This window comes from Marinobacter orientalis (assembly GCF_004792665.1).
Classification (GTDB): Bacteria; Pseudomonadota; Gammaproteobacteria; order Pseudomonadales; family Oleiphilaceae; genus Marinobacter; species Marinobacter orientalis.
Genome location: NZ_SRZX01000001.1, coordinates 742,739 through 765,731 on the forward strand (window position 1 = coordinate 742,739; position 22,993 = coordinate 765,731).

Sequence of the window (22,993 nt, forward strand, 5' to 3'; positions counted from 1 at the left end):
CCGTTTTACCCTCTCTATACTGATCTGCTAACTTTCCGCCATGAACCGGAAGGTTCCAGTGCCACCAACTTCTGAGCCAGGAAACCACTCAATCCATGGACACTCGCCTGACAACGCTCACCCAATGGGTCAGAGACCTTCCCGGTTTCGACCAGGCAACGCCCCGGCCGGTATCCGGGGATGCGAGCTTCCGGCGTTATTTCCGGGTCAGCGGTGACCCACATGGCACCGGAACCCGGACTTATATTGTGATGGATGCGCCTCCGGAACACGAAGACTGCAGACCCTTCGTGGCCATTGCCCATCACTGGCGCAGCTTCGGTATTGCGGTGCCGGATGTGGTTCATGAGGACCTGGCCCGTGGCTTCCTGCTGCTTGAGGACTTCGGCGACCAGTTGATGCTCAGTGCGCTCACTGCCGGTAATGCCGACCAGCTGTACGGGGCTGCAATGGATGAGCTGATCCGCATCCAGCAGGTTGGAGACACGACCGATTATCCGCTGCCGGCCTATGACATTGCTCTGCTGGAACGCGAAATGGCACTGTTCCCGGACTGGTTGCTGACCGCCAAGCTGGGGCTGGCACTCGGCAACGGTGAACGGGCCCTGCTCGACACCACCTTCGCTTTCCTGCGGGAAAGCGCCCTGGCCCAGCCGGAAGTGGCTGTGCACAGGGACTATCATTCCCGCAACCTGCTGATTCGACCGGGTACCGACAGGCCCGGCGTGATCGACTTCCAGGATGCCGTGCGCGGGCCAGTGACCTATGATCTGGTGTCTCTGCTGAAAGACTGTTACATCCGCTGGCCGGAGGAGCGCATCAGCCAGTGGACCGAACACTTTCGTGTGCTCAGCGCCGACGCTGGCCTGCACAAGGCGGACCGGGAAACCTTCCGCCAATGGCTGGAACTCATGGGCATGCAACGCCACCTGAAAGCGGCGGGAATCTTCGCCAGGCTGGCGATCCGTGATGGCAAGACCGGATTTCTCAAGGATATCCCCCGCACCGTTGGCTACCTGGTAGACGCCAGCAGCAGGCAGGCCGCCCTGCGTCACTTCCATGAATGGCTCACCGACACAATCGTGCCCGCCATCGAAGAGCAGATCGGCCCCGTGGGGACTTCAGGCCAGTGAAAGCGATGATCCTCGCAGCCGGCAGGGGCGAGCGCATGCGACCGCTGACATTGACGACCCCCAAGCCGCTCCTTCCCGCCGGAGACAAGCCGCTGATTGTACATCACCTGGAGCGGCTCAAGACGGCCGGTTTCCGGCAGCTGGTCATAAACCACGCCTGGCTGGGCATGCAGATCGAGGAAGCGTTGGGCAGTGGCGATGATTGCGGGCTTGCCATCGAGTATTCCCGGGAGAGCGAACCACTGGAAACCGCTGGCGGCATCATCCAGGCGCTGCCGCTTCTGACCAGAAACGGGAATGACTGGTTCGTGGTGGTTAATGGCGACATCTGGTGTGACTTTGACCCGGCGCAACTGGCCCCACCGGACAACGCCGACGCCCTGCTGGTGATGACCAGAAATCCTGACCACAACCCGGCCGGGGACTTCTGCCTGCATCAGGACGGGACTGTATCGGCAGAGGGGCCGGACATGCTGACATTCTCCGGCATCAGCCTGCTCAATCGCCGCCTCTTTGACGGGCTGGTGCCGGGCCCCCGAAGGCTTGCCCCGATCCTGCGTGAGGCCATGGCCCGGAAACGCGTGAGGGGCCTGTATCATAGCGGACAATGGATGGATATCGGCACTCCGGAACGACTCCGCGAGCTGGACCGGAAACTCAAGGAAGGCGAGGACTGAGCGATGACATCTGATTCAAGGACCAACAGCCTCCCGGCCCGCATGGACGCCGAGTTTAACGAACTGCTCGGAGAATTGGCGGCCTGCGGCCACCAGGCCAACGAGTTGATGGTCAGAACACGGCTGCCAGGCTGGTGCCGCCGCAGCCTGTTCTTTTTCCTCGGCTATATCGCCAAATCGCAGGGACGGGTGACGGAGAAAGACGTCGGCTTTGCCGAAGCACTTATGAAGGCTCTGAAACTGTCCCCACGCCAGCGTCGCAAGGCCATCAGCAATTTTCGCAAAGGTAAGACCGCTGAGCGCATCCCCGCCTTGAAGGCCCTTGGCCTCAAGTTGACCCACCGGATCTGGCCTTCTCCGGCACTGCGTGTCGCTATCTGCTTATGTCACGCGGCCCAATTGCAGGGGCGCCCGGAGAGGTCCAGACGCTATCGCTGCGAGGACGCCATTGATCAGATGGGGCTGCCAATCCGGGTCAGCGATGACATCCTGGAGAGCTATGCCTGCAAGGTCTGGATCACCGAACCGGAAACCCAGCCGCGTCCTTCCACGTTCGAGCAGGCATGCCAGCTGCTGGGGGTTACCCGCCGGGATTCGCGGGAGATCATCAAGCGGGCCTACCGCAAAAAAGTCTCGGAGTGCCATCCGGACAAGCTGGCGCAGCAGGATCTGAGCCCCATTGAACTGGCCAGGGCAAAGGACCGGTTGCTGAGATACCAGCAGGCGTGGGAGTTGATCAGTCAGCGTCTCTCGGTTTGAACACGCCGGTTAGTGGTCCGGGGCGAGCCAGGCAGAAAGCCGGTTAGCCAGGGCGGCCGCATTCCGGGGCGCCGGACGTTCTGCCATGGCAACCGGCTGCCGGGTATAGGCTGCAATGTCCGCACGCCGGAAGGCAGCCTCACGCTCTTCCGGCGACCCCGGCCCCGCTCCGCCCACTGTGTTCATAGCACGGGAGCTGTGGAGCTCCAGCACCCTGATTTGCCGGGCTCCCGAAAGCCATCCGGTCAGCTCGACCGAATCGCTGCGGGTGAATACCGGCGCAATCCAGACCAGTGCGGACACCTCACCATCAGCGCTGGTCGCCATCCGCGCCACGTGGCCCGACGCCAGGCCAACACCGGCGACGGCTACCCTGTCATAACCCCGGTCTGTCAACTCTGCCACGGCTACCGACAGGACTTTCTGTATGCGGGCCCGATACCGGTCTTCCAGGTCACCCGCATCAACACTGTCCATCACATCGATCATCACAGACGCTGTGGCCTCGGTATCGCCGGCGCTCTCCGGTGATACATCCGGGGGGGCTGTCGCCTGCTGCCGCCGGGCCTGCTGGACCGCATAAGGTGGCGGTTCGAGACCCACTGTCATCACTGCCCATCCAGCGCGCGCCATGGGCTGGCGCAACGCCCCGGCCAGGCCCGAGGCCGCAGACTGGCCTTCATCGGCGAGAATCACCAGCGCGCCCCTGGCGGGGGTGTCTGCTTCCGGCTCAAACAGGCCCAGCACCCGTTTCTCTTCCGGCGGTTCCAGCCATACGGCGGCATTCGGCCACTTTGCGGAAATCGCATCTGAATCCAACCCGGTTGAGATCATCCCCCGTTTACGGTCGGCGGAAGATGTGTCTGCCGCCCCGGCTTCCGACGCACTATCGTCCCGTGCCAGCACAGGCGGGGCGCCAATCACCAGACCGCTGGCAAGAATTATCAGTAATTGGATAACCGGGATTCCGGACCATTTGCTCACAGGCTGTCACTCATTCCGTGCGAAAAAACACCATCGAACTGGTAGACTAGCAGTTTTGTGGTGCGCGCCATCATCGATACCATTATCAAACCGTTCAAGAGAGCCGTCATGAACCCTTACCAGATTGCCCCGTCCATCCTGTCAGCCGATTTTGCCCGACTGGGCGAGGAAGTCGACAACGTCCTGGCCGCTGGTGCCGATATTGTCCATTTCGATGTCATGGACAACCACTATGTTCCCAACCTGACTATCGGGCCGATGGTCTGCGAAGCCCTGCGCAAGCACGGCGTTACCGCCCCCATCGACGTCCACCTGATGGTGTCGCCAGTGGACGACCTGATCCGCATGTTCATCGATGCCGGTGCCAGCTACATCACCTTTCATCCGGAAGCATCCAATCACATCGACCGCTCCCTGCAGCTGATTCGTGAAGGCGGGTGCAAGGCAGGCCTGGTATTCAACCCGGCCACGCCACTGCATTACATGGACCATGTCATGGACAGGCTCGACATGATCCTGCTGATGTCGGTGAACCCCGGCTTTGGTGGCCAGAAGTTCATTCCCGGCACTCTCGACAAGCTGCGTGAAGCCCGCAAGCGCATTGATACCAGCGGCCGCAACATCCGCCTGGAAATCGACGGTGGCGTGAAAACCGACAACATCCGCGAGATTGCCGCGGCCGGTGCTGACACCTTCGTCGCTGGCTCCGCCATCTTCAACACGGATGACTACAAGGCCACCATCGACAGGATGCGGGCGGAACTGGAACTGGCCCAGAAGGGTTCCGGCCAGTGAGCCTGGCGGGATTGTTCAGCCAGCGCTGGCCGGGGGTTGCCCTGTTCGATCTGGACGGCACCCTGGTGGACAGTGCCCCCGACCTGGCTGCAGCCATTGATTCCATGCTGGAACAGCTGGGACGCCGCAAGGCCGGCATCGGCAATGTCCGGCAATGGGTGGGCAACGGTGCCAGCGTGCTGGTGCGCCGTTCCCTCGCCGGACAGGCTGACTGGGAACCGGCCAGCGAAAAAGACGATGCGCTGTTCAATGATGCCCTGGCGATGTTCTACCACGCCTACGAAAACGTCAACGGCCAGCACTCCGTACTCTATGACGGTGTGGAAGAGTGTCTGACCCGGCTGGCCGGCTACGGCTGCCGCATGGGCATTATCACCAACAAGCCGCAACAGTTCGTGGCCCCGCTGCTGGAGCCGATGGGCATTGAGCACTACTTCGACATCAGCATTGGCGGGGATACTCTGCCGGTACGCAAGCCCGACCCGCAACCGCTGATCCATGCCATGACAGAACTGGGCGGCACCCGGGGGACCACGGTCATGGTGGGGGACTCGGTCACTGATATCAAAGCAGCCCTGGCAGCGGGCATTCCCTCGGTGGCAGTACGTTACGGCTACAACTATGGGGCGCCTGTGGATTCGCTGGGAGCGGATGCAGTTGTTGATTCCCTGGCGCAGCTTTTGTAATCTCACAGGACGTTGATTTTGAAACCTTCAATTCGGGAGATTCCTGCCGTGCAGGGACCGGGTCTGACTGCAGCGCGAGGCACACTGGCAACCCGCGCAATACGATGGTGGCGATGGCGTACCGGCTGAATGCCGCCCGAAAGTCCACCAAACAGATCAGATTTCAGGAATCGTGACCATGACACCCGAGCAATTCGCCGAGCTCGCCAAGGCCGGCTTTAACCGTATCCCCGTCTACCGCGAAGTCCTTGCCGACCTGGATACCCCTCTCAGTACCTATCTGAAACTGGGCAGTGGCCCGTACTCCTACCTGTTCGAGTCGGTACAGGGTGGCGAGAAATGGGGCCGCTATTCCATCATCGGCCTGCCCGGTCGTGAAGTGCTCAAGGTCTACGACCATGAAATCACCATTACCCGCGATGGCAAGGTCGTGGAGGCAACCACCGCGGACGATCCGCTGGCCTTTGTGGAAGACTACCAGGCTCGCTTCAACGCGCCCGACCTGGACGAACTGCCACGCTTCAACGGCGGGCTGGTGGGTTATTTCGGCTATGACACCGTGCGCTACATCGAAAAGCGCCTCCGCAGGACCTGCCCTCCGGACAGGATCGGCACTCCCGATATCCTGCTGATGGTGTCCGATGAGGTGGTGGTGTTCGACAACCTGCGTGGCAAGCTGCATCTGATCGTCCATGCCGACCCCAGCCGGGAAGGCGCCTACGAGCAGGCCATGCAGCGCATCGATGAACTGGAATCACGCCTGCATCGCCAGACCGCAGATGCCCCCCGTACGCCGGACTATCTGCGCGGCAAGCCGGTGGACGAGAGCGACTTCATTTCCGGCTTCAACCAGGAAAAATTTGAAGCGGCGGTGGGCAAAATCAAGGAATACGTGCTGGACGGCGACGTGATGCAGACCGTCATCTCCCAGCGCATGTCCATCCCGTTCGAGGCACCACCGCTGAACCTGTACCGCTCGCTACGGGTACTGAACCCCTCCCCCTACATGTATTTCCTGGATCTGGACGACTTCCATATCGTCGGCTCCTCACCGGAAATCCTGGCACGGGTGGAAGACGGGGAAGTCACCGTGCGCCCCATCGCCGGCACCCGCAAGCGCGGCGCCACCGATGCCGAGGACAGGGCGCTGGAAACCGAATTGCTGGCCGATCCCAAGGAAATCGCCGAGCACCTGATGCTGATCGACCTGGGCCGCAACGACGCGGGACGAGTATCGGAAACCGGCACCGTGAAGCTGACCGACAGAATGATCGTGGAGCGTTACTCCCACGTGATGCACATTGTCTCCAACGTCACCGGCCGTCTGAAAGAGAACACCAGTTGCCTGGATGTGCTGCGGGCCACCCTGCCCGCCGGAACTCTCAGCGGCGCTCCCAAGATCCGTGCCATGGAAATCATCGACGAACTGGAACCGGTGAAGCGGGGCGTCTATGGCGGTGCCGTGGGTTACCTGTCGTTCAATGGCAATATGGATACCGCCATTGCCATCCGCACTGCCGTGATCAAGGACAATACCCTGCATATCCAGGCCGGTGCAGGGGTGGTAGCCGATTCGGTACCCAGCCTGGAGTGGAAGGAAACCATGAACAAGGGCCGTGCAATTTTCCGCGCGGTGGCCATGACCTACAACGATTTCGACCACTGAGGCGGAGGAACAGATTATGTTACTGATGATCGATAACTACGATTCCTTCACCTACAACGTGGTGCAATACCTCGCCGAGCTGGGTGCGGATGTCCATGTGTACCGCAACGACCAGATCACGGTAGAGCAGATCGAGGCCCTGGAACCGGAGCGCCTGGTGATCTCGCCAGGCCCCTGCACACCCAACGAGGCCGGCATTTCCATGGCCGCCATCCGCCATTTCGCCGGCAAGCTGCCAATTCTCGGCGTGTGCCTGGGCCACCAGGCCATCGGCCAGGTGTACGGGGGCGATGTAATCCGCGCCGGGCGGGTGATGCACGGCAAGGTGTCACCCGTCTACCACAAAGACCAGGGCGTGTTCCGGGGCCTGAGCAATCCGCTGCAGGCAACCCGCTATCACAGCCTGGTGATCGACAAGGATACTTTGCCGGATTGCCTGGAAGTGACTGCCTGGACTCGCAATGAGGATGGCTCAGTAGAGGAGATCATGGGGGTTCGCCATAAGACTCTGCCCATTGAGGGGGTTCAGTTCCATCCTGAATCCATCATGACTGAGCAGGGCCATGAGTTGTTGCGGAACTTTCTTAGAAGTTAGTTTTGTTTTGGTGGCTTTGGAGCCTGGCACTGACTCCGGACGTTGATGGGGAGAGGGTTCCCCAAACACGCCCTACACCCGGCAGGAAATTGCTAAGCTAGACCCAAACACAGAAGACAAAAAGCAGATCGACCCAAGAGGCCCGTTAATGGACATGAAAGAAGCACTGAACCGCATTGCCTCCAACCTGGACCTGTCCACCGAGGAAATGAAGGACGTCATGCGCATCGTCATGAAAGGCGAAGCCACTGATGCGCAGATCGGGGCCTTTCTTATGGGGCTGCGCCTGAAGAGTGAAACCATCGACGAGATCACCGGTGCCACCGAAGTCATGCGGGAGCTGGTAACCCGGGTAACGGTCAAGGCCGAGCCGCTGGTAGACATCGTCGGTACCGGAGGCGACGGGGCTAACCTGTTCAACGTGTCCACGGCCGCGGCTTTTGTGGTTGCAGCGGCAGGCGGCTTTGTGGCAAAGCATGGTAACCGCGCTGTATCGTCCAAAAGCGGCAGCGCGGATCTGCTGGAGAATCTTGGCATCAACCTGCAAATGGCCCCGGAAGAAGTGGCCCGTTGCGTGGAAGAGATTGGCGTCGGCTTCATGTTCGCGCCCGCTCACCACGGGGCCATGAAACACGCCATCGGCCCACGCAAAGAGCTGGGCTGTCGTACCATCTTCAATATTCTCGGCCCCATGACCAACCCGGCCAGCGTCAAACATCAGTTGATCGGTGTGTTCACAAAAGAACTGTGCCGACCTATGGCAGAGGTTCTGCAGCGCCTGGGCGCCGAACATATCATGGTAGTGCACTCGAAAGACGGTCTGGACGAAATCAGCCTGGCAAGTCCGACTCATGTGGCGGAACTGAAAAACGGTGAAGTCACCGAATACGATATTACCCCGGAAGATCTTGGCATCAAAAGTCAGACACTGGTCGGTCTGACCGTCGATACCGCTGAGGACTCATTGCGACTGATCAGGGCCGCTTTTGGCCGTGACCACGATGAAATGACCGAGAAAGCCCGCGACCTCATTGCCCTGAACGCCGGCGCAGCAATCTATGTTGCCGGATTGGCCAGAACTCCCCGGGAAGGCGTTGAGATGGCCCTGGACGCCATGGGCTCCGGCCTTGCCGCGGGCAAAATGTCCGAGCTGGCGGATTTTTCTCAATGTTTTTAACCACCCATGTCTGGAAAGGCAACTCCATAACCTGATGAGCAGTCGGGGCATCGCCTGACAAAACCGTGGAGCGCCAGGGATGGCGCGACCGAGCCCTACAGGGACGTATTCACGGGCGTGTTTTGGCAGGTGATGCCCCGACTGCTCTGGCACCAGAGTCAGAAAAATGAGCAGACATTTGGATAAGACTCCCACCATTCTGAGGAAAATCGTTGACCGGAAATGGGAGGAAATTGATGAGCGCAAGCGCAAGGTTTCCAGTGGTGACCTGAGAGCCATGGCTGGCGACCAACCGCCAGCACGGGGTTTTGCGGACGCTTTACGCAGCCGCATCGAACAACGAACGCCCGCGGTCATTGCCGAGATCAAGAAAGCCTCCCCCAGCAAAGGCATACTCCGCGATCCGTTTGTGCCCGAAGCCATAGCGGAAAGCTACGAAAAAGGCGGCGCGGCGTGCCTGTCAGTGCTCACTGACAAAGACTTCTTCCAGGGCCATGAAGACTATCTGAAAGCCGCCCGTGCCGCCTGCAGCCTGCCGGTAATCCGCAAGGACTTCATGGTCGCGCCCTACCAGGTGTACGAAAGCCGTGCCATTGGCGCCGACTGCATCCTGCTGATCGCCGCCTGCCTGACCAGGAACCAGATGCAGGAACTGGAAGGCATCGCCCATGAAATCGGGCTGGATGTACTGGTGGAGGTACATGACGGAGAGGAACTGGGCGACGCCCTGACCCTGTCCACGCCACTGGTGGGCATCAACAACCGCGACCTGCACACCTTCGATGTCTCGCTGGATACCACTTTCGAACTGCACGAAAGGATCTCTGCCGACCGCCTGACCATCACCGAGAGCGGCATCATGACCCGTGATGATGTCACCGCGATGACTGATCGCGGTATTTACGGCTTTCTGGTGGGCGAGTCTTTCATGCGTGCCCAGGAGCCTGGCAAAAAACTGGAAGAGCTGTTTTTCTAAGAGGGCTTATCATAAAGCTCGAACAAGTCAGCGGGCATGGGTCGCCAAAATGGTGCGTAGCCATGGATGGCGGAGCCGAGCGTACAGGGACGTATTCACAGCGTATTTTGGAGACCCATGCCCGCTGACTTGGGCACGGATTAATTTTGCGCCAAAGCCTCCTGCAGCAACGCCAGCAAATGCACCGGCATCCCCTCGGCCAGCTTCAGGGCAGCCTCGTGCCCCCTTGGCGACATCTTGCCCCACGTGCGGCGGACAATTCGCAGCCATTTCTCCCGGTCATAGTCGGCATTCTGTTCGTAGAAATCCGCAAAATAACGCTCAAGAAACACCATGCAGGCCACATCTTCCAGTAACTGGGTGTCCCCATCCTTGCGCAGCTCCCGCTTGGTCAGAATGGTCTCCACCCGCTTACATTCATCCTCCGGATATCCGCATTCAGCCATGATCTCCGCCGCACGGCGGCCATGCATGCGACCACAGGCCTGGCGCCATTCATAGTAGGCCTTGCGGCCTTCCGGGAAATCGCGGCGGGGCATGGTCCAGCGCTCAATGTGCTGGGCGCGGCAGGCGATCTGCATGCGCTCGGAAGGTTGCGGCTCAAGCTCGAACAGCCAACGGGTCATGTGTTGGCTGTAAGCATACTCCTTGGGCAGGGATTGACCGTCCAGTTGCTCGCAGTTGGGATCTGCCCGGTTGGCGGCATCAATTTTATCCAGAGCACAGGCCAAAAGGGTCGGTTGAGTCATCAGGTCACACCTGCGCTGACGGACGCTGCTTGATGCGATCGTACCAGGCCTGGAGGTTGGTCTGTTCAGGCTTGATGCGAATGTCTACCACGCGGGCGAAAGCCACTGTGGTAAAGGCATTGATGTCGGCTGCGGTAAAGCGGTCGCAACAGATGTATTCCCTGCCATCCAGCTGTTTATCGAGGAAATGCATGAACTTCTCCACGGTAGTACGGCACTCCTCACCCCATTCCCTGATCGGGTTCATGCGGTCCTTGAAGTAACCAGTGGTGTGCTGGAAACACATACCGGTAGGCATGAAAAATGAAAACTCGATCCAGCGCAGCCATTGCTCCACCAGCGCTTTCTCCACCGGCGTATCGCCCAGCAGGGTCGGGGTATCCGGGTAGCTTTCCTCGAAATAACGGCAGATGGCCATGGTTTCGGCAATGCAGGTGCCGTCATCCAGTTCCATCACCGGTACCTTCTTCATAGGATTTTTGGCAACGTAATCCGGCGTGAGGTTCTCCCCTTTGAGGATATCGACCTCGACAAACTCCGCCTGATCCAGCAATCCCTTTTCAGACATGAACATGCGCACACGGCGGGGGTTCGGCGCGGTTTTGGTCTCAAGAATTTTCATTAGTACTGGCTCCATACATGATTATCGAAAGGCATTGATAAATCGTATAGGAGACTGACGCGGAAGAACAGTTGCGTCGAGCAACCGCGATCACCGGGGCAACCAGCTTTTCATCTGACGGATGATCCATTGCGGGTCATCCAGAGGCAGGTCATGGCCCGCGGAGGGATGCACTTTCAGCGTCCACTGCCAGCGCTGTTCAAACGCTTTACTGCATTGCCAGTGGACAATGCGGTCACCCTCGCTGGCCAGCAGCAGGGCATCCGGCAGCGGCCGATCAGGAACCGGCCTGAAAGTGGCTGCGGCTTTCAGTTGGGTCCAGGCAGTTCTGAAACTGACCGGGCGCTGGCGCTGGATACTGTACCAGTGTTTCACGGTCTGCAGACTGACTGGCCGGTTGCAGCTCAGCCGCAGGATATCCGCTTCGCGATCAAACAGTTCACGGCGGGATAACAGCCGGACAATACGGGGCCAAGCGCGCGGTTTCATCCTGTGCCACGGCCGGCTGAAGGCTGAACTGGTATTGATCAGTACCAGATTCTGGATTTCTCCCGGCAGCGCATGCTGCGCCCAGTCCAGCGCGACCATCCCCCCAATGGAGAGCCCCAGCAGGCTGTAGGGACCGGGAATATGTCCGACGCTGAGCCTGACTCTCTCGCGAATGGCAGCAATGCTCTCTGGACAGGGATCATTGAAATGCACGCCAGTACCCGGAAGATCCACCAGATGAAAATGTTGTCCAGGGAAAGCATCTGCAAGCAACCGTGGAAACTTGCCCCAGTGTGATTGCTCCCGGGTGAGTCCACGTAACAGAATCCAGTGCATCGTTGGTGAAGATTCCCGTATCAGTGAGCGATAGCGCCTCCCCAAGCATGGACTCCCGATCTTCCCGCAGCAACCGCTTCCATGGCTGACAGCGGTGCTGACGGGAAAACCGATAAAGGTCCGGTGAATTCCCGATGCCCCCTGCGAGGTCGGGAATTGAGGCAATAAATCGCTCTTTGTGGGTATCATTTTACATTAATAGCTTGTAACTCCCGCTCAGAGCGTTACTCTTGCAGATACGTAGTAACCGAGGCTGTACCGTTTGTCTTGTCTTTTTAACGCACAACCAATTCAATGCCTTCACTTGTCGAGCGGTCTTCCGTACCCCTCGGGCGGTTGCTTTCCCACGTATTTTAAAAAACCAGAAGGATAACCAACCATGCGTAAACTAACGCCTGTCGCGCTGCTGTGCGCGATGTCCGTTCCCGCACTTGCCCAGGCTGAATGCGACGAAGTCTCAATCACTGAAATGGGCTGGGCCTCCAATGCCGTTGTCACCGGCGTGGCCAAATTCATCATGGAGCAGGGCTACGGTTGTGACGTAACTGTGGTTCCTTCGGACACTGTTCCGGCCGTTACCTCGGTCGCGGAAAACGGTGAGCCGGACATTGTCACCGAGCTGTGGCTCAACTCTGCCGGCGAGGCTTACCTGGAACTGGAAGAGCAGGGCAAGATCGAGCGCGTAGCAGAGGTGCTGGACCCGGGTGGTGTTGAAGGCTGGTGGATTCCGACCTACCTGGCCGAGGAGCACCCGGAGCTGACCACCATCGAAGGGGTCATGGAAAATCCCGAACTGGTGGGCAATCAGTTTAACAACTGCCCCAGTGGCTGGGGCTGCCGTGTAGTCAACGACAATCTGATCGAAGCGCTCGATCTGGAAAGCGCCGGCATTGAGGTATTCAACCACGGCTCCGGTGAGACGCTGGCTTCCTCCATGGCCTCAGCGGTCCAGTCCGAGGAACCCTGGTTCGGCTACTACTGGGGCCCGACCGTGCCACTGGGCAAATACGACATGACCCGCGTTGATCTGGGAGAGTACAAACCCGAAGTCCACACCCGCAACCAGAGCCAGGATACAGAGAATCCGGGTGTGTCTGACTTCCCTGCGGCAACAGTTCTGACGTCCATCACCACCGACTTCCAGGATCGCCAGCCGGAAGTGGCGGAAATGCTCAGTCACATGACGTTCAAGACGGAAACCATGAGCCAACTGCTGGCGTGGATGGATTCCAATAATGCCTCTGCTGAAGAAGCAGCCGTGTATTACCTGAGTAACAACAGTGACGAGTGGTCAAGCTGGCTGAACGATTCAGCCAGGAAACGCCTCGCTGCGGTAATGGGCGAGTAAACGCTCGCCTACCCTGACAGGGGCCGGCCCTCCCCGGCCCCTGTCAAATCCCTAACGAAAAACCCGAAATGAGCTTTACTTACCTGAATGCGACGGGAACCTACCGCTAATGGCTGCCTACGATTTCATATTTTCATCACTGGGACTGGAAGACTGGTGTGCAGAAGGACAAAGCGACGCGCCCATGTCGATGGCTGCATTACTGCAGAAAACCCAGGGAACAACCGGTGAACCCGAATCCCTCTGGGATACCCCTTTTCCCTCCATGAACGCGCTCAATGAGTCCTGTGCGGCTTTCCCCAAATCCCGGGAACTTACAAAGGGTCTTGAAGAGGGCTTTCTGTCCATCAAGGACAGTCTGAGCGTTGTTCTGGATCCTTTGACCCAGCCCCTGAGCTGGGCTCTGGACGGCACACTCTACGGCATGCTGAATACGCCCTGGTGGATCGTCATACCGATACTCCTGGCCGTGGTTTTCTTTGTTACCAAATCCTGGAAACTGGTTGGCTTCGTCGCAGTGAGCCTGTGCCTGCTGGCCTTTATCGACTACTACCGTTACGCCATGGAGACACTTGCCATCATCTTTGTGTGTGCCTTCCTGTGCGTGCTGTTCGGGGTGCCCATCGGCATAGCCATGTCCCGCAGTAACATGATGCAGCGCCTGACGGTTCCCGTGCTGGATATGCTGCAGACACTGCCACCCTTTGTGTATCTCATTCCGCTGATTTTCCTGTTCAGCGTGACCGAATCCAAGTTGTATGGCATCGCCATTATTCTCTACGCCATTGTGCCGGTTATCCGCCTCACCAACCTGGGCATCCGTCTGGTGGACAAGGACGTGATTGAAGCCGCTGACGCCTTCGGCATGACCAGCCATCAAAAACTGTTCAAGGTCCAGATTCCTCTGGCACTGCCCAACATCATGGCGGGGGTGAACCAGACCATCATGATGAGTCTTGCCATGGTAGTCATTGCCTCCCTGGTCTCGGCACCGGGGCTCGGGGTGCTGGTGCTTCAGGGCATTCGCAACCTGGAACTCGGCGTCGGGCTCGTTGCCGGCCTGGGTATCGTTATCCTGGCGGTTATCCTTGACCGGGTAACCAAGGCCTCACTGGCGCGGATCAACGCCTCACAAAATCAGTAAGGGAGCGAATTGTGGACCGGAATATCAAGATTTCCATCCGGAACCTGTACAAGATCTTCGGCCCTGATCCGGTAGCTGCGCTGGAGCACGTACGCGGCGGGATGGGCAAGGCTGAACTGCTGGAGAAACACCACCATGTACTGGGCCTCCAGGACATCAACGTGGATATGCATGAAGGCGAGATTACCGTCATTATGGGGCTCTCCGGCTCCGGCAAGTCCACGCTGATACGCCATCTGAACCGGCTGATCGAACCCACCGCGGGTGAGGTGCAGGTGGATGGCGAGGACGTGCTGCGATTCAACGAGGACCAACTGAGGAAACTCCGGCGGGAACGGATGTCGATGGTTTTCCAGAAGTTTGCGCTGCTGCCCCACAAGACAGTATTGGAAAATGCCGGTATGGCGCTGCTGGTCCGGGGTTACTCCGCAAACGAATTCGAAGGCGAAGCAAAAAAATGGCTTGCCCGGGTAGGCCTGGAAGGCAATGAATATCAATACCCGCATCAGCTCTCCGGCGGCATGCAACAACGCGTGGGGATTGCCCGTGCGCTGGCATCGAACTCACCCATCATGCTGATGGACGAGGCCTTTTCGGCACTGGACCCGCTGATTCGCTCCGACATGCAGGACCTGCTGCTGGAACTGCAGGACGAGCTGCAGAAAACCGTTGTGTTCATCACCCACGATCTGGACGAATCCCTGAAACTGGCGGATCACCTGGTCATCCTCAAGGATGGCCACATCGTCCAGCAGGGCGAACCCCAGGAAATCCTTATGAATCCCAACGACCCCTACATCACCGACTTCATCAGCGACATCAACCGCGCCCGCGTCCTGCGTGTACGCTCGATCATGAAGAAAACCACCGAAGCGCCGGAGAAGTGTGCCGGCGATATTTCCGAACGCGAAAACCTGGAATCCGTGATAGGCCGGTCTGATGGCGACACCGACCTTGTCTATCGCGTGGTCAGAAAAGGCAAACAGGTGGGCGTCCTTGAGATGAAGGAACTGGTCAAGGCACTTGTACCGCTGGACACCTCCGAGGGTGATGCGCGAAGCCGCTACTGATCCGGCGTTCTGAACAGATGACAAAACCACAGACAGGGGACTATGATTCAATGGTAGCCGTATTCCCGCGGTGCCCCCCGGACAACGATCATGTCCAGACCTGTCGTTATAATATTTGCGGCAATACTCCTTACAGGCTGCTCTCAGCCGGATGGCGACCCGGTTGATGCGGTTGCGCAAACCTCCAGCGGGTTTTCTGCCGGTGAACAGGCATCCCTCTCCATAACCGGGGGACGGGCAGACACCATAGTGATCGCGGCCGCCCCCCGGTGCCCGCACAACTGTGAAGCCGGAAGTGATCACGAGGGGTACCTGGTAGATCTTGCCCGCGACATCCTTGCCGAGGCAGGTTACACCGTGGAGTACATCAACCTGAGTTGGGCAAGAGCTCTGCAGATGACCCGCGAAGGCCAACTGGACGCGGTGGTCGGCGCCTTCATCACCGACGCACCGGATTTGGTTTTCCCCGACACTCCCCAGGGTCACTCATCCGTTGCACTGTTCACTCATCCGGACAACACCTGGCATTACAGCGGCATTGAATCCCTGGAAGGCCAGCAGCTGCTGGTAATCAACGGGTACTCGTACACCGAAGTTCTGGACAGCTACATCAGGCAGCATCAGGCTGACCAGGAGAAGGTATGGGTGATTTCCGGCCCATCCCCACTGAACCGGGCCATCGAACTCCTGGACCAGGTTCGCACGGACATTTTCGTTGAAGACAGGTACGTCATGGACTGGTGGGCCATGAGTACCGGAAAGACCGACAACCGGCCCCGCGAAGCGGGACTGATTGACGGGTCCGACACCTTTGTAGCGTTCTCCCCGGCGCGGAAAGATGCGAAAAAGCTGGCACAACTGCTTTCGGACGGCACCCGTCAGCGGATTGAGGATGGCCGCGCCCAGCAGATCTTCGACAACTACGGGCTCACGCTGCGAAGTCAATCACCCTGATATACTGTGGTCAGGGCTGTCATCAGCAGCTGACCACGTCCGTGGAATTCAAAGCGGTCCGTTACCATTTCCCGCGTTAAAGCATTACGCTTAGGCCATTGGAATTCTGGAGCACACAACGTCATGGCCATCAAACTATACCAGTTTGCAATATCCCATTACTGCGAGAAGGTTCGCTGGGCACTGGATTATAAAGGGCTGAGCTACGAGACCATCAGCCTTTTGCCCGGCCAGCACGTAAAAACCATTCGCAAACTCACCGGCAGGGAGTCGTCAGTACCGGTGCTGGATCATGACGGCCACCGGGTTCAGGGATCCAGGGAAATCATCGACTACCTTGATGAAACCTTCCCCGACAATGCGCTGACACCGGCGGACCCCGAAGCCCGCCAAGTTGCTCTGGCCTGGGAGCAGCGGCTGGATGATGAAGTAGGGCCTGCCGTGCGCTGCTATTCCTACCACCATTTTCTGCAGCGTCCCAGGGTAGTGGTGCCCCTGCTGGCCGCAGGCACCCCCTTCTACAACCGGATTCTGCTGAAACTGGCTTTCAGCCGGGTAGATGAGATCATGCGCAAGTGGATGAAAATCAATGAAAAGACAGCAGAACGGTCACGGGAAACCATGGAAGCCTACCTGACAGAACTGGCCCATGCGTACCAGGAGAAACCCTTCCTCGCGGGCGACAGCTTCTCCCGCGCAGATCTCGCCGCTGCGGCGCTGTTTGCGCCCATGTTCCAGCCCGGGCAATACCCGGTTCCCTGGCCCAAACCGGCCAGAATCCCCCGCGACATCAAGGTCTGGCTGGATCAGTGGCAGCCGCAGATCCAGCCCCTGGAGAAGCTCTACGCCGCTAATCGCTGAGCGTCTGCCGCCGTTCCCTGCCGGCAGAACGCCACTAATATTTTTAATGGCATGTGGATGTTCTACCTGCCCCTCGCGTTTATCGGTTTCAATCCGGTGTGGATCGGCATTGCCTACGCCCTGTCACTGGTTTACCGGTTCTTCATTCACACTACCCTCGTGAGCCAATTGCCACGCTGGGTGGAAGCGGTGTTCAGTACGCCAAGCCATCACCGGGTTCACCACGGCCGCAATCCGGGCTACATCGACCGCAACTACGGCGGCACGTTGATAGTCTGCGACCGGCTGTTCGGCACCTTCGTGGCCGAGGATGAACAGGCACCGCCGGAGTACGGCATCACCCGCCCGGTGCATTCCAATAATCTTCTGGTGCTGTGGACCCATGAATACATGGATCTGTTCAGGGCCATCGCCCGACCTGGAGGTGGCCTGCTTTCACGTCTGAAGCATCTGTGGAAACCGCCGGAATGGGACAGAGACGTGGAATAGGCGCACAAATCCCGGGGAGCTTGGGATAACCGGCCGTTTCCGATAGCATCTATCGTATGAGTCCTGAAAAAAGCAAACCCTGTGCCGTTCTGGTCCGGCCGCGTCTCTACATTGGCGACGGCATCACCGTCGGGCCCGGCAAGATTGACCTGCTGCGCGCGGTCGGCGTGACACGCTCCATGGCGGCCGCGGCCCGTTCGCTCGGCATTCCTTACAAGCGTGCCTGGCTACTGATCAACACCTTGAACGAAGGATTTGGCCAGCCGGTTGTGGCAACTGCAACGGGTGGCAAAGGTGGTGGTGGCGCATCCCTGACCACCCTCGGGCAGGAACTGGTGGTCGCTTACGACGCACTGGAAGAACGCCTCAACACTGAGGCCGCACCCGAGTTGGAAGCGCTGCGCAGGCTGGCCAACTGCTGCCAATTTTGATTTTCGTCATATACTGGTACCCGAGTTGCGCTACACTTCGCGTTATGTCTTTTTTGACTTAACGCTGTAGCGAACCCGAGAAAACGACAAAACATAGTATGGCGGGCTCTTGTGTGCCACTGCCCAATGAAAGGAACTCAGCCATGAAACTGCTGCGCCCCTTATTGCTCACCTGGTCGCTACTGTTCGCTATGGCCGCCCATGCCGACAAGTTCACCATAGCAGCGGCCTCCGACTTGCGCTTTGCACTTGACGATATTCTTGAGGTTTATCGCCACGATCATCCTGAACACGAGATCGCGGTGGTCTATGGCTCATCAGGCAAGATGACGACACAGATCATGAACGGTGCTCCATATGACCTCTTTTTCTCCGCGGACATCTCATTCCCGCAAAGGCTCAAGGCAGAGGGCTTCACGGCCACCGATCCGGCCATCTACGCCATCGGCCGCATCGTGATCTGGAGCAACACGCTGGATGCATCGGAACTCACGTTAGGGGAGCTGCCCACCGAGCCACACATCAGGCGCATCGCCATCGCCCAACCCTCGCATGCCCCCTACGGCCTGCGCGCACAGGAGGCGCTGCGGGCAACGGGCGCATGGGAGGCGGTACAGCCGAAACTGGTGTTTGGTGAAAACATCGCCCATACCGCGCAGATGGTCGAATCCGGCGCTGCGGACGTTGGCATCATCGCGCTGTCGCTAGCGAAGTTTCCTGATATGGCCAGGCACCCACACCATCTCATTGATGAAAAGCTCCACAATCCGTTAACGCAGGGCTATATCGTCACAAAGCGCGGGGACAACAAGCCGCCAGTAGCGGACTTCGCACATTACATGGAGACCGACGCAGCGCACCAGATCATGGAGCGCTATGGATTCGTGATGCCCGAGTAACGGAAAGGGAACGCGTCACTACGCACTCAAGACTGAGAGAACTCCATGCTCGAACTTAGCCCCGCGGACTGGCAGGCGATTGAAGTCACCCTCCGGCTCTGTTTCTACACGACGCTGATCCTGCTTATCATCGCAACACCCATTGCATGGTGGCTGTCGAGCGGTCAATCGGCTGCGCGGGTCGCGGTCCAGGCGATCGTCGCACTGCCGCTGGTGCTGCCCCCGACGGTGCTCGGCTTTTACATGCTGATCGTGCTCGGACCGCGTGGTGTGATCGGCGGCACGCTTGAATCCTTTGGGTTGCATCACCTCGCCTTTACCTTCGAGGGTATACTGATCGCCTCGGTGCTGTACTCGATGCCGTTCGCGGTCCAGCCGCTGGCCGAGGCTTTCGGCAATCTCGGGCGCCGGCCCGTCGAGGTCGCGAGCAGTCTCGGTGCCGGTCTGATCGACCGTTTTATCACCGTCATCCTGCCACTGACCAAGGGTGGCTTCGTTGTGGCCGCCACCCTCACTTTCGCGCACACGTTGGGTGAGTTTGGCGTCATCCTCATGCTCGGTGGCAGTATTCCCGGCGAGACCAGGGTCCTGTCCGTGCTGATTTACGACCACGCTGAGGCGATGAACTATGAATCTGCGCACCGGCTGTCACTGATGCTGCTGATCTTCGCGTTCTTCACATTGTTCGTTGTTTATAGCCTGACCCGTCGCTTCAAGGTAGCCAAGATATGACCCTGGCAATTAAGGCAAGGCTGAAACGGAGCGACTTCGAGCTGGACGTCGACATCGAGCTGCCGCTCAACGGGGTGACATCGCTGTTTGGACGATCCGGCTGCGGCAAGACAACCCTGCTTCGCATCATGGCCGGGCTCGAAAAGGTGCGCGACGCAGAGGTCCGCTTCGGCAATCAGATCTGGCAGCACGGCCGGCACTTTGTCCCGCTGCATCAACGACAGATCGGAATCGTGTTCCAGGAACACAGCCTCCTGCCGCACTTATCAGTGCGCGGGAATCTGCTCTACGGTTACAAACGCACTCCCGAATCGCTGCGCAGGCTGCATCTGGGAGAGGTCACCGACATGCTGGGCATTACCGGCCTGTTGGACCGACCGACTGACCGGCTCTCGGGCGGCCAACGCCAGCGCGTCTCGGTTGGCCGCGCCCTGCTGGCCAGTCCGCAGCTATTGCTGCTCGACGAACCCCTGTCCGCCCTCGACACCCAGAACAAGCGTGAGATCATGCCCTTCCTGTCGCGGCTGACTGCGGAGTCGGGCGTTCCGATCGTCATGGTGACGCACTCACCGGATGAGGTCGAACGGCTAGCGGATCGCGTCGTCTTCATGGAAGATGGCCGGATCACCTCACACGAATCCCTGCAGAAGACACTGACGCGACCCGACTCACCGCTCTTCGCCGACGAGGGTGCCGTCTGTGTGCTCGAGGGCAGCGTGCAACCAGGGCCCAACGACGGACTGACGCGCTTTGGTAACGAACACATCCAGTTCCTGATTCAGACCGGCCTCGCCCCACAGGGGAAACCGATGCGCTTGCGCATTCATTCCAACGACGTCGCAATCGCGCGCTATCCCGTTGAGGAGGTCAGTGTGATGAATCAGTTGCCGGTTACGATCGAGCAAATCGTCGCCTTCCGGCCGGGCCGGGTACTGGTGGCGGGAAAGCTCCGGGACGGACAGACGCTGACCGCCGAAATCACCGAACACTCCTGCCGCAAACTGGGACTGGAGAACGGCCAGCATGTTCATGCGTTGATCAAGTCGGTCGCCCTGCTGGAATGATGGTGATGGCGCAGCCAATGCCTGCTGATAAGCCCATGAAGCTGATACCGCAAGCGACACTCGACCGGTTAGCGGGTACCGTACACCACCATGGTCTTGCCCTTGACCCGGACGAGGCCCTGATCCTCCAGCGTTTTCAGGACTCGCCCGACCATTTCGCGGGAACAGCCTACAATGCGGCCAATCTCCTGGCGGGTGATCTTGATCTGCATGCCATCCGGATGGGTCATGGCGTCCGGTTCCTTGCACAGGTCCAGCAGGGTACGGGCAACACGGCCGGTTACGTCCAGAAATGCCAGATCACCGACTTTGCGTGTGGTCTGGCGCAGGCGCGAGGCCATCTGCTCACCGATGAAGTACAGCACCCGCGGGTCCTGCTGGGCGATTTCCCGGAATTTGGTATAACTGATTTCGGCAACTTCGCACTCGGTCTTGGCTTTTACCCAGGCACTGCGGGAGTCCATGTTGTCGAACAGCCCCATCTCGCCGAAAAAATCCCCGGCGTTCAGATAGGCCATGATCATCTCGCGGCCGTCGTCGTCCTCGATAATGACGGTAACCGAGCCCTTGACGATATAGAACAGGGAATCGCTTTTATCCCCTGCATAAATAATAGTGCTCTTGGCTGGGTAACGCCGGCGATGGCACTGGGAAAGAAAATAGTCCAGGTGCTTGGTTTTGTGCTCAACCGGCTTGACGATAGTGGCCATAGTGCGAGTCATGCCTCCTCATTACTGGCGGGATCCCGATGTTTTTATTCACCTGCTTTCCATGCGGGTTCATTCATTATAAACGCAACTTATAACAAGAAGGCCCTGTTTCGGCAACCTGAAACAGTATAGACCAGATCCTGGGCGCTGCGTTTTTGCGAATATGCCGGATAATACGGGATATGCTAGCATCCAGCCAATCGAACGCCACATCCCATGCGGAGCAGGACTACAGATGAAAGCAACCATTGACTGGACCGGCAACGCCAGCTTCCGGGCAACCAGCGGCAGCGGGCACGCGATACAGATGGACGGTCCACCCGACCACGGCGGCAAGGACCTGGGCCCACGCCCCATGGAGATGATGCTGATGGGGCTCGGCGGCTGCTCTTCCTTTGATGTAATGAGCATTCTGCAGAAAAGCCGGCAGGACGTGACGGCCTGCCATGCCGAACTGGAAGCGGAGCGCGCCGATGCAGTGCCAGCGGTCTTTACCCGCATTCACCTGCACTTTGTTATTACCGGAAGCAAACTGAAGGAAAACCTGGTGAAGAGGGCGGTCAGTCTTTCTGCGGAAAAATACTGTTCCGCCTCCATCATGCTGGAAAAAGCCGGCGTGGAAATCACCCATAGTCATGAGATCCGCGAGACCCCCTGAACCGGGGCAAATACGGATGCTACAATATTGCTTTGGACTCTACCCAAATCAAGGGTCGGTGTGCATAATACGCACCCTCTCCGCCGGTCTGCGCAAAAGGTAAACATGCCGGTCAGTTATCGGTGGCGGCCTTGGTGGCATGCGGTAAAAGGCGTGACCACTGACATTCATCTCCAGTCACTTGGGGGGGCTGAACATGGAAACCAAACTACAACTGCATGGTTTCAATAACCTGACCAAATCGTTGAGCTTCAACATCTACGACATCTGTTATGCGCAGACCGAAGAGCAGCGTAAAGCCTACATTGATTATATCGACGAGATGTACAACGCCGAGCGTCTGACCCAGATTCTCACCGATGTGGTCAAGATTATTGGCGCCAATGTGCTCAATATTGCACGCCAGGACTACGAGCCTCACGGCGCCTCTGTCACCATGCTGATTGCGGAGCACGAACTCAGTGATGGTGAGGCGGACAACGAGGAGTCACCGGGCCCGCTGCCGGATGCCATCGTGGCACATCTGGACAAGAGCCACGTTACGGTGCACACCTATCCGGAGAGCCATCCCCACGACGGCGTGAGCACGTTCCGTGCCGACATCGACGTGTCCACCTGCGGCCTGATCTCGCCATTGAAGGTACTCAACTACCTGATCCACAGCTTTGATTCCGATGTGGTCACCGTGGATTACCGTGTGCGGGGCTTCACCCGCGACGTGGACGGCACCAAGCATTATATTGATCATGACATCAACTCGATCCAGAACTATCTGACCGAGGATACCCAGAACGCCTACCAGATGATTGATGTCAACGTGTACCAGGAAAACCTGTTTCACACCAAAATGATGCTCAAGAACTTCAAGCTGGATAACTACGTGTTCGGGGTCAATGCCAGTGACCTGGACCCACGGGAAGCGCAGTCGATCGAAGACCGTCTGAAGCGGGAAATGCTGGAGATTTTCTACTCCCGTAACGTGGAATAAC

The 22,993-nt window shown here is 58.6% G+C and carries 25 protein-coding genes and 1 pseudogene; 21 read left to right on the top strand and 5 right to left on the bottom strand.

Going from position 1 to position 22,993, the window contains the following annotated elements:
* Positions 1-95: 95 nt before the first annotated feature.
* From DIT72_RS03545 to DIT72_RS03555, 3 genes are read left to right on the top strand one after another with little or no spacing between them, the layout of a single operon-like run.
* Positions 96-1,133 carry an aminoglycoside phosphotransferase family protein gene (locus DIT72_RS03545; protein ID WP_135953805.1) on the top strand — a complete coding sequence of 346 codons (1,038 nt, stop codon included), beginning with the start codon at positions 96-98 and terminating at the stop codon, positions 1,131-1,133.
* On the top strand, positions 1,130-1,810 hold the full coding sequence (murU, locus tag DIT72_RS03550; protein WP_135953806.1) for an N-acetylmuramate alpha-1-phosphate uridylyltransferase MurU: 681 nt from the start codon (positions 1,130-1,132) through the stop codon (positions 1,808-1,810). The genes DIT72_RS03545 and murU overlap by 4 nt, the downstream gene beginning before the upstream one ends.
* Positions 1,811-1,813: 3 nt before the next feature.
* Entirely contained in the window at positions 1,814-2,569 is a 756-nt protein-coding gene (locus tag DIT72_RS03555; RefSeq protein ID WP_135953807.1) for a DnaJ domain-containing protein, read from the top strand.
* Positions 2,570-2,578: 9 nt separating this feature from the next.
* Here DIT72_RS03555 and DIT72_RS03560 read toward each other — a convergent pair whose 3' ends face one another.
* Positions 2,579-3,553 (bottom strand): DUF3530 family protein, encoded by a 975-nt coding sequence (locus DIT72_RS03560; protein ID WP_135953808.1) that lies wholly within the window; start codon positions 3,551-3,553, stop codon positions 2,579-2,581.
* Positions 3,554-3,661: 108 nt separating this feature from the next.
* On the opposite strand from DIT72_RS03560, the gene rpe reads away from it, so the two are divergent.
* The 6 genes from rpe to trpC all read left to right on the top strand — a co-directional run bounded on the left by rpe (position 3,662) and on the right by trpC (position 9,448).
* Positions 3,662-4,348, top strand: coding sequence for a ribulose-phosphate 3-epimerase (gene rpe, locus DIT72_RS03565; protein WP_135953809.1), 687 nt, complete (start codon positions 3,662-3,664; stop codon positions 4,346-4,348).
* Positions 4,345-5,034 (top strand): phosphoglycolate phosphatase, encoded by a 690-nt coding sequence (locus tag DIT72_RS03570; RefSeq protein ID WP_135953810.1) that lies wholly within the window; start codon positions 4,345-4,347, stop codon positions 5,032-5,034. Before rpe ends, DIT72_RS03570 begins: the two co-directional genes overlap by 4 nt.
* A gap of 178 nt (positions 5,035-5,212) precedes the next feature.
* Positions 5,213-6,700 carry an anthranilate synthase component I gene (trpE, locus tag DIT72_RS03575; protein ID WP_135953811.1) on the top strand — a complete coding sequence of 496 codons (1,488 nt, stop codon included), beginning with the start codon at positions 5,213-5,215 and terminating at the stop codon, positions 6,698-6,700.
* Positions 6,701-6,716: 16 nt separating this feature from the next.
* Positions 6,717-7,295: an aminodeoxychorismate/anthranilate synthase component II gene (locus DIT72_RS03580; RefSeq protein WP_135953812.1), complete on the top strand. Its 579-nt coding sequence runs from the start codon at positions 6,717-6,719 to the stop codon at positions 7,293-7,295.
* Positions 7,296-7,443: 148 nt separating this feature from the next.
* Positions 7,444-8,472 (top strand): anthranilate phosphoribosyltransferase, encoded by a 1,029-nt coding sequence (gene trpD / locus DIT72_RS03585; RefSeq protein ID WP_135953813.1) that lies wholly within the window; start codon positions 7,444-7,446, stop codon positions 8,470-8,472.
* A gap of 166 nt (positions 8,473-8,638) precedes the next feature.
* On the top strand, positions 8,639-9,448 hold the full coding sequence (gene trpC / locus DIT72_RS03590; RefSeq protein WP_135953814.1) for an indole-3-glycerol phosphate synthase TrpC: 810 nt from the start codon (positions 8,639-8,641) through the stop codon (positions 9,446-9,448).
* 140 nt (positions 9,449-9,588) lie between these two features.
* Here the strand turns inward: trpC and DIT72_RS03595 are convergent, their stop codons facing one another.
* The 3 genes from DIT72_RS03595 to DIT72_RS03605 form a co-directional block, all read right to left on the bottom strand.
* The gene (locus tag DIT72_RS03595) at positions 9,589-10,197 is read right to left on the bottom strand and encodes a DUF4202 domain-containing protein (RefSeq protein WP_135953815.1); all 609 of its coding nucleotides are present in this window, start codon (positions 10,195-10,197) and stop codon (positions 9,589-9,591) included.
* A gap of 4 nt (positions 10,198-10,201) precedes the next feature.
* Positions 10,202-10,819 carry a glutathione S-transferase family protein gene (locus DIT72_RS03600; RefSeq protein ID WP_135953816.1) on the bottom strand — a complete coding sequence of 206 codons (618 nt, stop codon included), beginning with the start codon at positions 10,817-10,819 and terminating at the stop codon, positions 10,202-10,204.
* Positions 10,820-10,909: 90 nt separating this feature from the next.
* The gene (locus DIT72_RS03605) at positions 10,910-11,644 is read right to left on the bottom strand and encodes an alpha/beta fold hydrolase (RefSeq protein ID WP_135953817.1); all 735 of its coding nucleotides are present in this window, start codon (positions 11,642-11,644) and stop codon (positions 10,910-10,912) included.
* A gap of 379 nt (positions 11,645-12,023) precedes the next feature.
* Between DIT72_RS03605 and DIT72_RS03610 the strand changes: the two genes are divergently transcribed.
* From DIT72_RS03610 to modC, 10 genes and pseudogenes are all read left to right on the top strand, one after another.
* Positions 12,024-12,992, top strand: a complete 969-nt coding sequence (locus DIT72_RS03610; protein ID WP_135953818.1) for an ABC transporter substrate-binding protein — start codon at positions 12,024-12,026, stop codon at positions 12,990-12,992.
* Positions 12,993-13,101: 109 nt separating this feature from the next.
* Positions 13,102-14,136 carry an ABC transporter permease gene (locus DIT72_RS03615; protein ID WP_135953819.1) on the top strand — a complete coding sequence of 345 codons (1,035 nt, stop codon included), beginning with the start codon at positions 13,102-13,104 and terminating at the stop codon, positions 14,134-14,136.
* Between the two features lie 11 nt (positions 14,137-14,147).
* Positions 14,148-15,206: a quaternary amine ABC transporter ATP-binding protein gene (locus tag DIT72_RS03620; RefSeq protein WP_135953820.1), complete on the top strand. Its 1,059-nt coding sequence runs from the start codon at positions 14,148-14,150 to the stop codon at positions 15,204-15,206.
* A gap of 90 nt (positions 15,207-15,296) precedes the next feature.
* Positions 15,297-16,160, top strand: a complete 864-nt coding sequence (locus DIT72_RS03625; protein WP_135953821.1) for a substrate-binding periplasmic protein — start codon at positions 15,297-15,299, stop codon at positions 16,158-16,160.
* 123 nt (positions 16,161-16,283) lie between these two features.
* Positions 16,284-17,021: a glutathione S-transferase family protein gene (locus DIT72_RS03630; RefSeq protein WP_135953822.1), complete on the top strand. Its 738-nt coding sequence runs from the start codon at positions 16,284-16,286 to the stop codon at positions 17,019-17,021.
* A 36-nt stretch (positions 17,022-17,057) separates the two neighbouring features.
* Positions 17,058-17,510 (top strand): annotated as a pseudogene (locus tag DIT72_RS03635) (sterol desaturase family protein); the annotation flags it as partial.
* Between the two features lie 56 nt (positions 17,511-17,566).
* Positions 17,567-17,941: a winged helix-turn-helix domain-containing protein gene (locus DIT72_RS03640; RefSeq protein ID WP_135953823.1), complete on the top strand. Its 375-nt coding sequence runs from the start codon at positions 17,567-17,569 to the stop codon at positions 17,939-17,941.
* Positions 17,942-18,084: 143 nt separating this feature from the next.
* Positions 18,085-18,840 carry a molybdate ABC transporter substrate-binding protein gene (gene modA, locus DIT72_RS03645; RefSeq protein ID WP_135953824.1) on the top strand — a complete coding sequence of 252 codons (756 nt, stop codon included), beginning with the start codon at positions 18,085-18,087 and terminating at the stop codon, positions 18,838-18,840.
* Positions 18,841-18,885: 45 nt separating this feature from the next.
* Positions 18,886-19,572, top strand: coding sequence for a molybdate ABC transporter permease subunit (modB, locus tag DIT72_RS03650; RefSeq protein WP_135953825.1), 687 nt, complete (start codon positions 18,886-18,888; stop codon positions 19,570-19,572).
* Complete coding sequence (gene modC, locus DIT72_RS03655; protein ID WP_135953826.1) at positions 19,569-20,636, top strand: molybdenum ABC transporter ATP-binding protein; 1,068 nt, start codon at positions 19,569-19,571, stop codon at positions 20,634-20,636. Before modB ends, modC begins: the two co-directional genes overlap by 4 nt.
* A gap of 68 nt (positions 20,637-20,704) precedes the next feature.
* Here modC and crp read toward each other — a convergent pair whose 3' ends face one another.
* Complete coding sequence (gene crp, locus DIT72_RS03660) at positions 20,705-21,346, bottom strand: cAMP-activated global transcriptional regulator CRP (protein ID WP_135954720.1); 642 nt, start codon at positions 21,344-21,346, stop codon at positions 20,705-20,707.
* 235 nt (positions 21,347-21,581) lie between these two features.
* On the opposite strand from crp, the gene DIT72_RS03665 reads away from it, so the two are divergent.
* Both DIT72_RS03665 and speD read left to right on the top strand, forming a co-directional pair.
* Positions 21,582-22,004: an OsmC family protein gene (locus tag DIT72_RS03665; RefSeq protein WP_135953827.1), complete on the top strand. Its 423-nt coding sequence runs from the start codon at positions 21,582-21,584 to the stop codon at positions 22,002-22,004.
* A gap of 196 nt (positions 22,005-22,200) precedes the next feature.
* Positions 22,201-22,992 carry an adenosylmethionine decarboxylase gene (gene speD, locus DIT72_RS03670; RefSeq protein ID WP_135953828.1) on the top strand — a complete coding sequence of 264 codons (792 nt, stop codon included), beginning with the start codon at positions 22,201-22,203 and terminating at the stop codon, positions 22,990-22,992.
* Position 22,993: the final 1 nt, after the last annotated feature.